At 58.9% G+C, this 15,486-nt stretch carries 15 protein-coding genes; 7 read left to right on the top strand and 8 right to left on the bottom strand.

Features of this window, described 5'->3' with window-relative positions; translation table 11 throughout:
* Positions 1 to 387: 387 nt before the first annotated feature.
* From G5S37_RS16045 to G5S37_RS16035, 3 genes are all read right to left on the bottom strand, one after another.
* Complete coding sequence (locus G5S37_RS16045; RefSeq protein WP_165205474.1) at positions 388 to 954, bottom strand: hypothetical protein; 567 nt, start codon at positions 952 to 954, stop codon at positions 388 to 390.
* A gap of 54 nt (positions 955 to 1,008) precedes the next feature.
* Entirely contained in the window at positions 1,009 to 1,440 is a 432-nt protein-coding gene (locus tag G5S37_RS16040) for an SRPBCC domain-containing protein (RefSeq protein WP_165205473.1), read from the bottom strand.
* 134 nt (positions 1,441 to 1,574) lie between these two features.
* Complete coding sequence (locus G5S37_RS16035) at positions 1,575 to 3,053, bottom strand: flotillin family protein (protein WP_165205472.1); 1,479 nt, start codon at positions 3,051 to 3,053, stop codon at positions 1,575 to 1,577.
* A 122-nt stretch (positions 3,054 to 3,175) separates the two neighbouring features.
* Between G5S37_RS16035 and G5S37_RS16030 the strand changes: the two genes are divergently transcribed.
* The 3 genes from G5S37_RS16030 (at position 3,176) to G5S37_RS16020 (ending at position 6,706) form a co-directional block, all read left to right on the top strand.
* The gene (locus G5S37_RS16030) at positions 3,176 to 4,180 is read left to right on the top strand and encodes a sugar-binding protein (protein WP_165205471.1); all 1,005 of its coding nucleotides are present in this window, start codon (positions 3,176 to 3,178) and stop codon (positions 4,178 to 4,180) included.
* 15 nt (positions 4,181 to 4,195) lie between these two features.
* A complete protein-coding gene (locus G5S37_RS16025) occupies positions 4,196 to 5,692 on the top strand; it encodes a sugar ABC transporter ATP-binding protein (RefSeq protein WP_165205470.1) in 1,497 nt (498 codons plus the stop codon).
* A 63-nt stretch (positions 5,693 to 5,755) separates the two neighbouring features.
* Positions 5,756 to 6,706 (top strand): ABC transporter permease, encoded by a 951-nt coding sequence (locus G5S37_RS16020; protein ID WP_165205469.1) that lies wholly within the window; start codon positions 5,756 to 5,758, stop codon positions 6,704 to 6,706.
* A gap of 108 nt (positions 6,707 to 6,814) precedes the next feature.
* Here the strand turns inward: G5S37_RS16020 and G5S37_RS16015 are convergent, their stop codons facing one another.
* Positions 6,815 to 7,993, bottom strand: a complete 1,179-nt coding sequence (locus G5S37_RS16015) for a glycosyltransferase (protein ID WP_165205468.1) — start codon at positions 7,991 to 7,993, stop codon at positions 6,815 to 6,817.
* Positions 7,994 to 8,114: 121 nt separating this feature from the next.
* On the opposite strand from G5S37_RS16015, the gene G5S37_RS16010 reads away from it, so the two are divergent.
* Positions 8,115 to 9,095 (top strand): KpsF/GutQ family sugar-phosphate isomerase, encoded by a 981-nt coding sequence (locus tag G5S37_RS16010; protein ID WP_240914887.1) that lies wholly within the window; start codon positions 8,115 to 8,117, stop codon positions 9,093 to 9,095.
* A 71-nt stretch (positions 9,096 to 9,166) separates the two neighbouring features.
* Entirely contained in the window at positions 9,167 to 9,712 is a 546-nt protein-coding gene (locus tag G5S37_RS16005; RefSeq protein ID WP_165205467.1) for a hypothetical protein, read from the top strand.
* 25 nt (positions 9,713 to 9,737) lie between these two features.
* Here G5S37_RS16005 and G5S37_RS16000 read toward each other — a convergent pair whose 3' ends face one another.
* The 4 genes from G5S37_RS16000 to G5S37_RS15985 form a co-directional block, all read right to left on the bottom strand.
* A complete protein-coding gene (locus G5S37_RS16000; RefSeq protein ID WP_165205466.1) occupies positions 9,738 to 10,274 on the bottom strand; it encodes a hypothetical protein in 537 nt (178 codons plus the stop codon).
* Positions 10,275 to 10,346: 72 nt separating this feature from the next.
* A complete protein-coding gene (locus G5S37_RS15995; protein WP_165205465.1) occupies positions 10,347 to 10,724 on the bottom strand; it encodes an MGMT family protein in 378 nt (125 codons plus the stop codon).
* A gap of 69 nt (positions 10,725 to 10,793) precedes the next feature.
* A complete protein-coding gene (locus G5S37_RS15990) occupies positions 10,794 to 11,243 on the bottom strand; it encodes a hypothetical protein (protein WP_206026484.1) in 450 nt (149 codons plus the stop codon).
* Between the two features lie 196 nt (positions 11,244 to 11,439).
* Entirely contained in the window at positions 11,440 to 12,765 is a 1,326-nt protein-coding gene (locus tag G5S37_RS15985) for an O-antigen ligase family protein (RefSeq protein WP_165205463.1), read from the bottom strand.
* A gap of 581 nt (positions 12,766 to 13,346) precedes the next feature.
* Here G5S37_RS15985 and gmd point away from each other — a divergent pair.
* Both gmd and G5S37_RS15975 read left to right on the top strand, forming a co-directional pair.
* The gene (gene gmd / locus G5S37_RS15980; protein ID WP_165205462.1) at positions 13,347 to 14,390 is read left to right on the top strand and encodes a GDP-mannose 4,6-dehydratase; all 1,044 of its coding nucleotides are present in this window, start codon (positions 13,347 to 13,349) and stop codon (positions 14,388 to 14,390) included.
* A 43-nt stretch (positions 14,391 to 14,433) separates the two neighbouring features.
* Positions 14,434 to 15,468: a GDP-mannose 4,6-dehydratase gene (locus G5S37_RS15975; protein ID WP_165205461.1), complete on the top strand. Its 1,035-nt coding sequence runs from the start codon at positions 14,434 to 14,436 to the stop codon at positions 15,466 to 15,468.
* Positions 15,469 to 15,486: the final 18 nt, after the last annotated feature.

Here is a 15,486-nt window from a genome sequence, read left to right as displayed (position 1 = left end):
GGGGCTTCGGCGGTGTGTGCGTTATTGCGGGATGCGGTATAGCCGCAAGTCCCGCTCCTTGCACGAGAACGTCAGGTTGAGGATGTGGAAGTGGTGCCGAAGGCCTTGGACTGCGTGCAGCCCTGCTGCCGCTTTGCAGAGTCCACAGCCTGCTGTGGCGATGGTGACACTCGCTCGCAAGGTGACGTGTCCGGGGAAGCGTGGCGACTTCGTCGCGGTGTAGCGTGCAGCAGGCTGTACATTAGGAAAGCGGCAGCAGGGCTGCACGCAGTCCAAGGACGCTGCGCGTCAAAGTGTCCGGATCATTCGTGCATGTTCCCGCTTCGCTGTGATGTCGCACTGTTCTCGTAACCTGACGGGCAACCGCTGAGGCTCGGCGGACTACATTCACTCCACCAGCAGTGTATTTCCCGAAACCACGCCCGTTACTTTGATGTGCTTCTGTGGCATGAGGTCGTTCTCAGCATCGGTGCAGGCTTCGAGCATTTGCAGGCGGCCCTGCACCATGATTTGTACTTTGCCGATGCCGTCGCGTTTGGCAGGCACGCGTTGATAGACGCTGCCGGTCTGGCCCACGGCGTTCTGAAGGTCGATGGTGCCATCGCTGCGAGCCGCGTGAAAGACCTTCATGAGAAGGGCGAGGCAAAACGCGATCACGATGCCGACGCCGAGACCGATGAAAGTGGCTGCGGTGCCACTGAATCCTTTCTGTAGGGCGATGAGACCGCCCCAGCCGAGACCAAGCATGATGCCCAGCATGCCTCGCACGGAAAACAAGCCCCAGGCATGGTCTGTGCCACTATGATCTCCACTCACATCGAACTCATGATCAATATCGCCACCCAGGAACCCCAGCAGTGTCTGCAAGATGATCAGCGCCAGGGCGACGAGGCCGATGACGGCAAATACCTTGTGCAATAGACCCAGGGTGCTCCAGTCGAAGATATTCAGCATGGGAGAGAAAATCGTGTATTTCTGACGATAGTGTAGGTGAAGCGTGAGACCGGATCAATCCTTCGGCCAGGGGAGGGGCTTGCCGGTCTCCAACAGAGTCTTGAGGGAGGACAGAATCACCGGCCAGCCCTCGCGAATATCGGCAATCATCTGATCAGTTCCCTTGAATATCATGTGGGTAAGCCGCAGGAGGCACATGCTGTCTCCGACAGGCTCGATTTCATAGGTCACCACACTTCCTGAATTCGGTGTTCCGGCGAATTCAAACGTATGCTCAAGGACACGTGGAGGATCGACCTTTGCAACGATTCCCTCGATCATCGGAGTCTCCAGACCGTAGGCGATGCGTCCTCTATCCTGCAATTCAAGGACCAGCAGTGGAGCGAGGTAGTATTGGTCGACAAAGGCCTTCGTCGTAAGCGCTGCCCACACCTCAGCGGCTGGCGCGCCGATGAAGAGGGATTGCTCGAAGCAGGGTTTGGTCATGAGGTGCAGATTCTCCGGGGCGGCACTCGCAAGAAGGCTGGCCCCAAGACACGCCACCCTCGCGAGGGCGAAGGTGGCATCAGTTGCATGAATTGGCTGTCAGCGGTTGGGCAGACCGTCCGTCTGCACTCGGGCTACTTGCCTTTGGCCGGAGGCGAGTGAGGTGACTCCGTCGATGGCCCGCTGGAGTTACCTCCTGAACTCTTGGTGCGGCCGAGGACCTGAGGCAGCTCGATGCCGGCGTTGCGCGCCAGTTCATGGATGGGTGGCAGGCTGCCAGCCAGCCCACTGAGGAAGCTCGAGGTGCTGTTCTTCCCGTCCGTACCAGCGCCGCTGTCCCACACGGTGACCTTGTCGATCTTGATGTTGGAGATGGCTTTGACCTGCTCCTCCACCAGACGGGGAAGCTGCTCCGTGATGAGGAGGTTGATGGCAAGGTCTGGGCTGGAGGAGGTGACCTCCACGAGGGCGCGGAAACCGGCCGCCTTGCTCATGAGCACCTTCTCGGTACCCTCGGCTTCGGCGAGCAGCTTGGCGCGCTGACCTTCGGCTTCGGCGAGGAACTGGGCCTTCTGGCCGTCTGCCTGCGCCTGCTGCACGAGACGGATGGCATCGCCTTTGCCCTTGGCTTCGATCTGCTGCTTCGCGGCTTCGGCAGCAGCGATGGTCTCGATGCGCTGCTTTTCAATCTCGGCGGGCACCACGACTCCGGCGTATTGGGCGGCCTTGTCCCTCTCGGCGCGGGCGAGTTCCGCTTCGCGCTGGGCGAGCAGGGCTTCCTGTTCCACCTTCGCTGCAGCCACGCGTTGGGCGGCTTCGGCGAGACGGTCGGCTTCCGCTTCCTTCACAAGGCGGTTGGCGTTGGAGTTGGCGATATCCACCGCGGCGAGGTTCTCACCCTGGGTGGCTTCAGCGTGTGCCTGGCTCACCATGATCTTCTGTTCCTTCTGCGCCTGGGAACTGCCGATTTCACCGTCACGCTCGGCCTGGGCGACCTTGATCTTCGCGTCATTGATGGCACGCGCGGCGGCTTCCTGACCGAGGGCAGCGATGTAGCCGCTCTCATCCGTGATGTCCTGGATGTTCACGTTGATGAGGCGCAGGCCCACCTTCTCCAGTTCGACCTCGACGCCGCGGCTGATGTTTTCGATGAGCTTGTCGCGGTCAGCATTGATTTCTTCGATCGACATGGTGGCAAGCACCACGCGCATCTGGCCGAAGATGATGTCCTTCGCGAGTTCACGAACGCTCTCCGGCGGCAGGCCCAGAAGGCGCTCGGCGGCATTTTCCATGACACCGGTTTTCGTGGAGATACCCACAGTGAACGTGGATGGCGTGTTCACGCGAATGTTCTGCTTCGAGAGCGCGCCCGTCAGCTTGATGTCGATGGGCATCGGCGTGAGATCGAGGAAGCGGTAGTCCTGGACGATGGGCAGAATGAAGGTGGCGCCACCATGAATGCATCGCGCGCTCTGTCCCTTGCCCACCTTGCCGTAGACGACGAGGATCTTGTCTGAGGGGCAGCGCTTGTACCTGGAAGAGAACAGGACAAACACAGAGAACACCAGGATGGCGAAACCCGCCACGAGAAACAGGATGGAGAACTCAGGCATAGTCCTGAATACTGGCATGGTGCTCGCGTGGAGACAACACAATCCGGCCACGATCGGCGAAACTTTTCTACTGGTACTTCTGTAACCATTTCCCTAGGATCAAAGAAGATCCGCTTCCTCTCATGAAAACTCATTTACGTCTTCTGGTCCCTGCTGCGCTGGCCTGTTGCGTTGCGGTGCTCGCACAGTGTGGAAAGTCCGATGATAGCAAGCCGCGCGTGGCTTACATGGGCAATGCCATCGCACCCTTCTGGACGATTGCGGAAAAGGGGGCACGCAAGGCGGCGGCGGAGCATGGAGTGGAAGTGGACGTCCGCATGCCGGCGAACGGCGCCGCGGATCAGAAGCGCATGGTGGAGGAGTTGCTCGCGCGCGGCGTGAAGGGCATCGCCTTCAGTCCCGCAGATCCGAAGAACCAACTCGATCTCATGCAGGAGATCGCGAAGAACGCGATCCTCATCACCCAGGACAGTGATGCGCCCGAAGCACCGAGGCAGGTCTTTGTGGGTATGGATAACTATCAGGCGGGTCGCCTCTGTGGGAAGCTCATCAAGGAAGCGATGCCGGAGGGAGGTTCGGTGATGTTCTTCGTGGGCCGTGCGGGCCAGCTCAATGCGAAGCAGCGCCGCCAGGGCATCACGGATGTACTGCTGGATCGTCCCGAAGGTCAGCAGGGGGATGATCCACCGGACGCGGAGCTGAAGGGTGCGAAGTACACCATCCTCGGGACGCGCACGGACGAGGTGGATTTTGCCAAGGCAAAGTCCAATGTGCAGGACGCACTCACCCGGCATCAGGACATCGGCTGCCTGGTGGGACTCTTCAGCTACAACACGCCCAAAATCTACGAGGCCGTGAGAGAAGCGAACAGGCTCGGTAAGGTGCGGATTGTCGGCTTTGACGAAGAAGATGACACGCTGCGAGGCGTGCAGGCGGGCCACATCTTCGGCACGGTGGTGCAGAGCCCGTTCCGCTATGGCTACGAAAGCGTGCGCATCCTCGCGGCCCTGGTGAAGGGGGACAAGAGCGTGGTGCCGGAGAATAAATTCTTCGAGGTGCCGGCGAGGGCGGTGAAGAAGGACGATGTGGACGCCTTTTGGAAAGAGCTGAAGGAAATGTTGCAATAATCGATGCTCCCACAAATGGACACGTCTCCATCATTGCTTGAAGTATCGGAACTCACCAAGCGCTTCCCCGGCGTGGTGGCGCTGGATGGTGTATCACTTTCCGTGGCACCCGGGGAGACTGTCGCAGTGATTGGCGAGAACGGGGCAGGGAAGAGCACGCTGATGAAGATCGTGGCGGGCATCTACCAGCCTGAAGCCGGGGCAATTTCATGGAATGGTAATGCGGTGACGCTTCGGTCCGTGAATGATGCGCAGGCGCTAGGCATTTCGCTGATTCACCAGGAACTCAATCTGGCGGACAATCTCGATGTAGCGGGCAATGTGTTCCTCGGCCGTGAGCCACGGCGGGCCGGGCTGCTGCAGCGCAAAGTGATGCGGGAACGCACGAATGTGTTGCTGAAACGACTGCGTGCGAACTTCAATGCGGATACTCCCGTGGAAAAACTTTCCCTGGGTCAGCGCCAGCTCGTGGAGATTGCCAAGGCGCTTTCCATGGATACGAAGCTGCTCATCATGGATGAGCCGACTTCCAGCCTTTCCGGCGGAGAGACGGAGGTGCTCTTCGAGGTGATGCAGGGGCTGCAGCAGGCAGGCATGAGCATCCTCTACATTTCCCACCGCCTCGGTGAAGTGAAGCGGGTGGCTGACCGGGTGGTGGCGCTGCGCGATGGCAAGAACGCCGGGGAACTGCAGCGAAATGAAGTCAACCATGACGCGATGGTACGGCTCATGGTCGGGCGGGATCTTTCGCAGGTGTTTGAGCATCGCCCGCAGCATCCCGAGTGGGTGGTGCTGGATGTCGTCGGCCTGCGTACGCAAGCGCATCCGCAGCATCAGATCGGCATTGATTTGAAGAAGGGTGAGATTGTGGGCATGGCGGGGCTGGTGGGAGCGGGTCGCACGGAGGTGCTGCGTGCGCTCTTCGGCGTGGAGCCGCCCCTTGCTGGGAAGATCATGGTGAACGGCAAGGAATTGAATGCGACTCATCCACGGCAGGCGATTGAGGTGGGCATGGCACTTGTGCCGGAGGACCGCAAAGCGCTGGGAGTCTTCCTTCCTGAGTCGGTGAAGTGGAATGTGGGCCTGCCGGCTGCGACGTACGATGCTCGCTCCGGCATCTTCCTGAACCGCAGCGCGGAGAAGAGGCATGCGGAGAAGGCTCGAGATGATCTGCGAGTGAAGTCGGCAACGTTGGAAACGCTGGTGGGCACGCTTTCCGGCGGGAACCAGCAAAAGGTTGCGCTGGGCAAATGGCTGGCCATGCGACCCATGGTGCTGCTGCTGGATGAACCCACGCGCGGCATCGACGTGGGAGCGAAGCGTGAGATCTACACGCTGATGGAACAGCTCGCTGCGGAGGGCATGGCGATCCTTTTCGCCAGCAGCGAGATGGAGGAGATCCTTGCGATGTCCGATCGCGTGATGGTCATGCATGAAGGACGTCAGGCCGGTTGGCTGGAGAGAGAGGATCTGAGCGAAGAAGCAATCATGCGCCTTGCCACCGGTCATTGAGATGGGAAAGAAAGCGCCCGCCATTCTGGCCGGCAGGCAATAGCAGCAACGCGGTACGCATTCATGAAGAAGATTCTCGGCATCACGATTCTCCTGGTTCTCGTCTGTGTGTTCACGGCTGTAGTGAACCCGAATTTCCTGGGCGCCTACAACGTGGGGAACGTGGTCAAGTGGACCTCGCTCTTCGCCATTCTCGGCATAGGGGCGGCATTTGTGATTATCACGGGTGGCATTGATCTCAGCATCGGCAGTGTGGTGGGATTGGTGGGTACGATGTTGCCCTGGTTGCTGGTGAAGAAGGGGTGGAGTGTGCCTGCGGCGCTGGGTGCGGGGATGTCGGTCTCACTGTTAATTGGCCTCATTCACGGCGTGCTCGTGACCAAGCTGCGATTGCCTGCGTTCGTGGTGACGCTATGCGGATTGCTCATCTATCGCGGGGTGGCGCGCACGATCACTCATGATCAGGATCAGGGATTCGAAGGTAAGTTCGATAGTCTTCGCTGGCTCGCGACGGGGCGGGTGCAACTGCCCGGTGATTACTGGCTACCCATCCCGTTTTTCATCATGCTAGGTATCGCGATCCTCGCGGCGATCTTCTTGAACAAGACGGTGTGGGGAAGGCATCTGCTGGCATTGGGAAGAAACGAGGACGCGGCGCGCTACAGCGGCATCCGCACGGAGCGGATGATCATGCTGGCCTATGTGCTCTGTTCCTTCCTTAGCGGCCTGGGTGGAATTCTCTTCGCCCTGGAGCTCAATTCGGTGCAGCCGGCAGGGCATGGGAATTTTTATGAGCTGTATGCCATCGCTGCGGCGGTCCTGGGTGGGTGCAGTCTGCGTGGGGGTGAGGGGAGCATCCTGGGCGTGATCATCGGCGCCGCGGTGATGCGTGTCCTTTCCAATTCCATCAACGTCCTGGGACAGGCGAGCCAGGTGGAGTTCGCCATCATCGGCGTGGTGATCCTGCTGGGTGTCACGGCGGATGAACTGCTGCGGCGAAGACGGAAGGCGTAGCGAATTCAACGTAGCAGGATTCTCCAGCGGCCATGGCATTGGAAGTGAATCCGACGAAGGAGCGTTGAGCGTGGTGGCGCGATCCTGAAAGGCTTCTGAAGAAGCCTGCTACGTCGATCTCCGCGCAATCAGCTCCAGATAGCTATCCTCCAGCAGGCGGATGTTTCGCGCGCGGTCGAACTTCTCTTCCACGGCTTTCCTTGCGCCCTGACCGAGCTTGGTTGCGAGCTTCTCGTCTTTCAGCACGGAGAGCAGGGCCTTCGTGAGAGCTTCGTGATCATCCTCCGGGACGAGGAGTCCACTTTCGCCATCCGTGACGGCCTCGGGGATGCCTCCGTGTTTGGTGGCGATGACCGGTGTGCCGCTGGCCATGGCTTCCAACATGGAATTGGGGATGCCTTCGCGATTGCCGTCCTTGCTGGTGCGGCTGGGGTGGATGAAGACATGCGAGGCATAGACTTGCTGTCGCAGTTCGTCTTGAGAGAGGAAGCCGGTGAAGGTGACGGATGAGGCGATGCCCAGTTTCGCCGCCTGCTTTTGCAGTTGCTCCTTCAGCGGGCCATCTCCGGCGAGTACCAGTTGGATATTCGGCATCTCCTTCTGCGCGGCGGCGAAGGCGCGCAGCGTGAGGTCCAGTCCCTTCTTCGCGATGAAGCGGCAGCTCTGCAGGATGCGCCAGGCGCCCTCTGGCGGAGTCGTGCGTGGCACGAAGGTCCACTCCTCCAGCGGAATGCCGGTGCGTTGCACACGAATCTTTTCCGGGGGACAGCCGAGTTCTACGAGATCATCCGCAAGGCTCTGTGAGCGCGCTTGAATCTGATTGGCCAACTTGAAGACCTCTTCCATGGCGGCGCGGTGAGCCTTCTTCTTCATATCCACACCGGCATCGGCCCCATGAAAAGACACCACGGTGGCATGTGGGAAGGCGCGCAGGAGGGGGCGCAGATGGATCGCCGTGTGGCCGAAATAGACATGCAGCAGCCGGGCATCCGCGCGGGTGAGCTCCAGCAGGGCGTGACGGAGTTCCCAGCGGTAGAGCTGCCAGGGTTCCCTGCGAATGTTCCGGCTCACGAAGCGGCGCCACCAGCGCAGGCCTGGCTTGGGCAGCACCACGAGACGTTTCTTTTGAAACGGGAAGCGCTCCTCGCCCTCGCGCTTGTGCGTGAAGACCCACGGGATGACCCGCTGTTGGCCCGTGATCTGTCGATACACGTGCAGCATGTCGGGTTTCACGAAGTCAGACACATAGCTGGCGACGACCGGCTTCGTGGAGCGTTCAGGATTCAAAGTTGAGACGGGCAGGTTGGGGGTTGAAGACTGGGGCGATCACTGGCATGGATCTCCAAGTGCGGGATGGACGTACCGATTAACTGTCAATCCTGCATCTCTCAACCTCGAACTGCCTGCCTTGAATCGCGAAGATTTCCCCGAACATGCCCGCCGTGTGATTGCCCTCGAAATGGAGGAGCTGGGCCGGTTGGGTGAGCGCATTGATGGCGGCTTCACCCGGGCGGTGGAGTTCATGCAGCAGGGGCTGGAGTCGCGGCGGAAGATCGTGGTATGCGGGGTGGGGAAAAGCGGGAACATCGGCCGCAAATTCACCGCCACGCTGAACAGCACCGGCGCCACCTGTGTGAATCTCAATGCCCAGGATGCTCTGCACGGGGATCTGGGTGTGCTGGATGAGGGGGATGTGGTTGTCTTGCTGAGCTACTCGGGGGAAACTGCTGAATTGCTGACCCTGCTGCCGCACCTGCGCCGTCTCAATGTCACGCTCATCGCGATCACAGGAAATGTGGCCAGTCCGCTGGGGAAGAATGCGGATGTGGTGCTGGATGTCAGCGTGCAACGGGAGGCGTGCCCGCTGGGGCTGGCGCCCACCTCAAGCACGACTACCATGCTGGTGCTGTGCGATGCCCTGGCGATGGTGCTGCTGGAGGCGCGTGGATTCAATACGGACGACTTCGCGAAGTACCACCCCAGCGGCTCGCTGGGGCGTGCGCTGCTGACGAAGGTGTCTGACGTCATGCGCCAGGGGGATGCGCTGGCGATGGTGTCACCTGCCACGCCGGTGGCAAAGGTGCTCACGGCCATGACCAAGGCGCGCGCGGGTGCGGCCATTGTGGTGCATGAAGATGGTTCACTGGCGGGTGTGTTTACCCACGGGGACTTCGTCCGTGCCTGGCAGGCTGACCCATTGGTGGGGCAGAATGCCGTGGAAGGGTACATGACGCGGAAGCCCATCAGCATTTCCGCAGAGAAGCTGGCCACTGAGGTGCTGGCGGTGCTGGAACATCATCGCGTGGATGACCTGCTGGTGGTGGATGTCCATGGCCGGCCGGTGGGCATGGTGGATACGCAGGACCTGACGAGGGTGAAGTGGGTATAGGGTGGAAAATCCGCCTTTTCCTTCTCAAGCCGACTCTTGACGGGTGGAGAAAATTTGACTCCAATGAGCCCATGAAACGCTCAGCCCTTGTGCTTGCCCTCGCTTCATTGGTACCCGTGTGCCAGGCTGAAGACGCCGACTTCGCGAGGCTCCAAAAGTCCTATCAAGCGGCCATCCAGAAGGCCAATGAGCCAATCAACAAGACGTATGTCACCGAACTGCGCAAGCTGCTGGAAAAGCAGACCAAGGCAGGAAACCTGGCTGAGGCGCAGGTGACGATGGATGAGATCGCGACGATCATGGGAGGGAAGGGGGGCGAAACAGCTCCTACGACCTCAGACAAGGAGTTTGAGAAGTTCGTGATTGGGACCACGTGGAAGCACGTCATGGGGTCAACTGTGACTCTCAAGAAGGGCGGAGAAGGCGTGAAGGAGGAGGGGAATCAATCTTTGCCGGTCGTTTGGCGCATCCAACCTCCAAACATTGTTGAGGTAACCGGCAATTTCAACCCAGATGGGAGTCGCAGAACACTCTTCTACCGCATCATCAGCAAGAAGGAAGCCTACTACGGCAACACGCTCGATACGACGACCATGCCATTGGTCTACGTGCGGTGAATCTCCGGAACGAAGTCAAAGTGACCTAGCGCGAGCGTCCGCCGGAATCGCCGCTCTTGGAGTCGTTGTCATTGGAAGATTTGCTGTCGTTATCGCTCGACTTGCTGTCGCTGCTGCTGCTCCGGCTGCTGTGTGAGTCATCGCCTCGCGAGCGTCCGCTGTCGCTATCACTGCTTCGTGAGCTGTGATCGCTTCGGGATGAAGAAGAGGAAGAGGATGAGGAATCCCGATCGCGGCTGTGACTGTGACTGTGATTGTGGCTATCGTCGCTGCGGTGGGATTCGCTTCGCGACGACGACGCATGCCTGTCATGGTCATGGGAACTGCTGCTGCTGCTGCCCCCGCCTCCGTGTTCGTCATGGGAATGCTTGTGCTCCCTGTCCGAATCGTTGTCGTAGCGAGCGTCGTAGTAATCGTAATGGTCGTCAAAGAGCGTGTCGGTGATCCAATAGGTTTCGCCATTGGGGCCACGAGTGGAAACGGTGCTGGAGGGACCAAAGAAAACACAACCGGTGGTGAGACACACGGAACCGAGCGCCAGAAGTCGGGCGAGGGGGTGCATGGCGAGTAAGGACGAATGTTAATGGCTGATGGGACGTGGCGTCCACATTCGACATTCGAATTTTTTCCACACTTACGAATCCTTTAGCGAACTCCAGCGTATATCCCTACGAGGTCCTACGACATGGAAGTGGGCATCCGGGTCCTGAATGTAGCCTTCGCGATTGATCTTCATCCCCTCCGTCTTCAGCCGGGAACGTTGCAGGGCGGCTGTTTTGCGCTCCATGTTCGGACTGATACGGGCGTCCGCACTCACGACGCGATGCCAGGGAAGTGCGGCGGATTCTTCCTCCGTGAGATGGCTCATCACGGTGGCCACATGTCGCGCGACCACATTCATATGCACCGCGATGCTGCCGTAGGTGGTGAATTTGCCAGGCGGAATCAAGCCCACCAGCCGGATGACTTCCGCGCGGATGCGGGCAAACGTGGGTGACTTGGTCTTGGCCATGGCGGAAGATTTGGCATTGCACCATCTGGGCCCTCTTGGAAACATCCACGATGTTTCGTAAGGGTGACGCTAGTCACGGGTCTTGACTTGGACTTCCGCCCACGCCTTTTCTTTGTCTGGGGAACACCAGTAACCATACTGGTGTTTGCTTGAAGTGGTGACGCCGTCCGTGAGGGTATCACCCGTGACGCCTGGGTGGCTTTCCCAAACGCCATTGACCTTCACGCTGCGCTTGCGCGCAAGATTCTTGCCATTCCGGATGAACTCAATTTCCGCCAGACCAGGACGTTCGTTCACGCTTTCCACAATCTCAACCCTCACCGTATCAGTCGCCACAGAAGGCACGATCACAGACACGAACTTGTCCTGCCCCCGCTCCCACGGGATGATGATGCCATCCTTGCGAAAGACCTCTTTGTCCTTCGTGATCAACACGACGTTAATCATCGTCGATCCCCTGTCATTGAATCCACCGTTGTGCTGGTTCCAGATTTTCACGGTGGTACGACGTTCGTTCAACGGGACCCGCTCGGGCTCTTGGGCATGAAGAAGCGCCGATGCAAGCAGCGCGCAGGATAGGAGGACCGTTTTCATAAATGGATGTCTACGGATCGGGAAAGGGTATCGTGAAATGGTGGCCTGTCATCTTCGAGTACTCCTTGAAGAGGCGACAAGAGGAAATGCCAGACCTTTTATGATGTTGCTGGACCCTCGTTCACGCCTCTTCTGGAAGGAGGACGTGAGGGGCGGCCAAGGATGATTTCGGCACGGATATGATGATGCCCGCGACGGTGAAGGCGTAGATCTGGAGGGACAGAATTTGCAGTGGGAAATCCAACATGGCGTTCAACAGGACACCTATCATGGTGACGCTGGCCCCGAAGAGATAGTACTGGCGCATGGCATTGAACGAATGCTCCCATCGCTGGCGGCTACGTCTTCCCCGATACTCTCCCATTTCCAAAGCTGGTCGAACCATGTACCAGATCTGGCGGAAGCAATGGTACAAGACGTATCCCCAAAGGATGAGCCACACGAGGCTGCCAACCCACCCGTATTCGACGACGTATTGCAGGTAATCATTGTGGGCAAACTCCCAGCGCACGTCCGGGGTCTCGTCCACTGCTGCCGCCCTGCGGTAGAAAACCCCCTCGAAGGTTCCGGGTCCTGAGCCAAGGAGGTTCATCCCTGGCAGGGTGTGCAGAATGGTAGAGGCAGTGGTCAGTCGCGAATCTGAGAAACCGGGGCGTTCATACCACTCCCGCCAGCGATGGACTGAAAACGCCCCGTCCGCGTGCAGGAGAAGGGCTCCAACTGCCGCAAATCCAAGGACGGCATAGACGATTACCTGGGGCCAACCATGCCTGGAAACCAGGACACGCAAACGAAACAGAAACACAAGGATAAACAGGACGGCCATGAAGGCGGCGATGATGTGACCTGCTTTGGATGCATTCACAATCAAGCCTGTCAAAATCATCCCAAGACTGGCCAGCCACAGGGCGCGAAGGAGCTGGGAGCGGGGACTACGAAAGGACCATATGGCCCCCATCAATGAGGCTGGCCAGGCGAGATTGAGCAACGAGGCGGCATTTCCGTGGTACCAGAAGGTGGCAAAGGCAGTAAGCTGGGGCTTGGAACCCTCGGGCCAAATTTCGAAGGGAGTGGGAGAGGAGCGCTGCCAGACCCCGAAGGCCGCGAGCGCGGTCCCAGAGATGGCGATCGCGGAGAGGAGTCGGCGGACCCACCGTGTGCTCTGTCCAAGGTCGATGACCGTGAAGAAAAAGAGGGCCAAGGCGGTGATGCGGAGCATCATTGTCCGTGATCCCACCGCGTCCATGGAACCCGGGAGCGAAGGGAAGGGCGCATTAATCGCCACCTGTTCCAAATATTCCCTGTCGATGATGGATTTGGCGTTGAAGGCCATGAACCAGCCCTGACAAAGAATCCAGAGCACGCAGACGGTGACGAGAATGGGAATGCGCGGAGAGCGCCGGTCGACGATGAGACTGGCAATCCAGAGCAGTGAAACGCCGAGCATGCCCCAATTCAGGCAGTCAATGAACCGCTCTGTGGTTCCCCCGTACAAGAACGGCGCCACTGCCAGGATGGCCACAACGGCCCATCCTGAAGTATTTCCCAGTTTCCCCATGGATTGAATGGCTAGCGCTGGGCCAGGCCTGAGGGGGAGGAGGCTTGAGTGTTAACGGGAGGTGTCTTGGGGTTGCAATTTTGGGGCATAACAGGGAGGAAGCGCGATATCACTAAATCGTTTTTCATTCAAGTGCGATGCAAGATGCATGACGTATGAACAGTTGTTCGGCACCTAAAAAAATTCCTATCACGTTGCTTGCTTTAATCAACCCGGTCGAGTAATTGCGCCTTGCTGCATTCACCTGAATGACGGGGCTCCGAACCTAAACCCTAGGATCGGCGAATCTTTGTCACCGCAGTGGGATGTCGGCATTACGGAAAAGCAGTACTAATCAGGCATAGGACCTGCTTGAGCGGATACCGCTAAAGAAAGCTAAAGATGGTTGATCGGAGCGTTTCTCGGCACGCGACCGGTGGCGGCAGCTTTCCTCGATTGGGAAAGGTCACGAGTTTAGTGAATTTGGACGAATGAAAACCGCGTTGATTACCGGCATTACCGGTCAGGATGGCTCTTACCTTGCAGAACAACTGCTGGCCAAGGGATACAATGTGCATGGCATGGTCAGACGTGCCTCGAATTTCAATACTCAACGTATTGAACACCTGTTCAAAGACCCAGAGGTCTACGGCCAACGACTTTTTCTTCATCACGGTGATCTGACGGATTCCAGCAACTTGAATCGTCTGCTGGAGAGAATCGCGCCGGATGAAATCTACAATCTTGCAGCTCAGAGCCACGTGAAGGTGTCCTTTGAAGTGCCGGAATACACCGCGGAAGTGGACGGCGTGGGCACCCTGAGATTCCTGGACGCCATCAAGGAGGTGGGCCTGGAGAGACGGGTGAGGTTTTATCAGGCATCCACCAGTGAACTCTACGGTCTGGTACAGGAAGTGCCGCAAACCGAGCGCACCCCCTTCTATCCTCGTTCTCCCTACGGTGTTGCGAAACTGTATGCGTACTGGATTGTGGTGAACTATCGCGAGTCCTACGGCATCCACGCCAGCAACGGCATTCTTTTCAATCACGAGTCACCGAGACGCGGGGAAACCTTCGTCACCCGTAAGATTACGCGCGCTGCGGGGCGGATCCGGGAAGGCCTGCAGGACGCGGTGGAACTGGGCAATCTGGGTGCCCAGCGTGACTGGGGGTATGCCCCTGAATACACGGAAATGATGTGGCGGATGCTGCAAAAGGATGAGCCGGGTGACTATGTGTGCGCTACGGGTGAGACCCATACCGTCCGTGAATTTTGCGAGGAAACGTTTGCCGCTGTGGGCATGCCACTCACGTTCTCGGGAGAAGGGGTGAATGAGGTGGGACGCGATGCTGATGGTGTGGCGCGGGTGAAAGTCTCTCCCTCTTATTTCCGTCCCGCTGAAGTCGAACTTCTGATTGGAGACCCGGCGAAGGCCAGGGCGGAACTGGGCTGGGAACCGAAGGTAACCTTCCGCGAACTGGTCCGGGTGATGGCCGAGGCGGACTGGGAACTGGCAAAGCGGGAAAGGAGCTGAGTCCTTTGGGACGGATCTGAGCCTGCGCCCCAGGCCCGAAACTATGTCACGCGGAAACCGACATACGGCTGTCATCACCGGCATCACCGGTCAGGATGGATCGTACCTTGCAGAATTGCTCCTGGAAAAGGGGTATGAAGTGCATGGGATTGTCCGGCGCGCGAGCATGTTCAATCGCTCGCGCATTGAGCACCTCCGCGCCGATCCGGAAGTATATGGCCGGCGCCTGTTCCTGCACTATGCGGATCTCACTGACGCCACCACGCTGCGCCGGCATTTGATCAAGATCCAGCCCTCGGAATTGTATCACCTGGCCGGGCAGAGCCAGCCGGGACTGAGCTTTGAAATCCCGGAATCGACCGTGCAGGAGACTGCGGTGGCGACGCTCGCGCTCCTCGAAATTCTGAGGGATCTGGAGACGCCACCACGCGTGTTCATGGCTGCGTCTTCCGAGGTATTTGGCAGTCCCGGAGTCTATCCGCAGAACGAGGAGACACCCTTCCGGCCGGTGAATCCGTACGGTTGTGCCAAGGCGTTTGCGGCAAGCTTGTGCCGTGTATACCGGGAGTCGCATCACCTCCACATTTGCTGCGGGATCGCCTACAATCACGAATCTCCCCGCCGCAGTGAAAGCTTCGTGACGCGGAAAATCACGGCCACGGTGGCTCGTATTGCACAAGGCTCCGGTGAGATCCTGGAATTGGGCAATCTGGACGCGGAACGTGACTGGGGCTGGGCGCCTGAATACGTGGATGCCATGTGGCGCATGCTGCAGCATCCAACGGCTGGGGATTATGTGCTGGCTACGGGAACCAGCACTTCCGTCAGGAATTTTGCGAGTGCCGCATTCGCCGCTGAGGGGATACGCCTTGAATTCGAAGGGGAGGGCGAGGAGCAGACGGCCCGCGATTCCCGCAATGGGGCTCTCCTGCTGCGCGTGAACAAGAGATTCCATCGTCCCGTGGAGCCCATCAGACTGATGGGTAACCCTGCGAGTGCAGCCAGTATTCTGGGGTGGCAGCCGAGCATCAAAGGCGCCGCTGTGGCGGAAAAGATGACCCAGTTGGAGCGGCGGTAGTCAATTTTTGCAGGTGGA

Origin of the sequence: Roseimicrobium sp. ORNL1 (assembly GCF_011044495.1) — a bacterium.
Lineage (GTDB): Bacteria > Verrucomicrobiota > Verrucomicrobiia > Verrucomicrobiales > Verrucomicrobiaceae > Roseimicrobium.
Note: the sequence above shows the minus strand (reverse complement) of the source record. Positions and strands in the feature narration are given on the sequence as shown.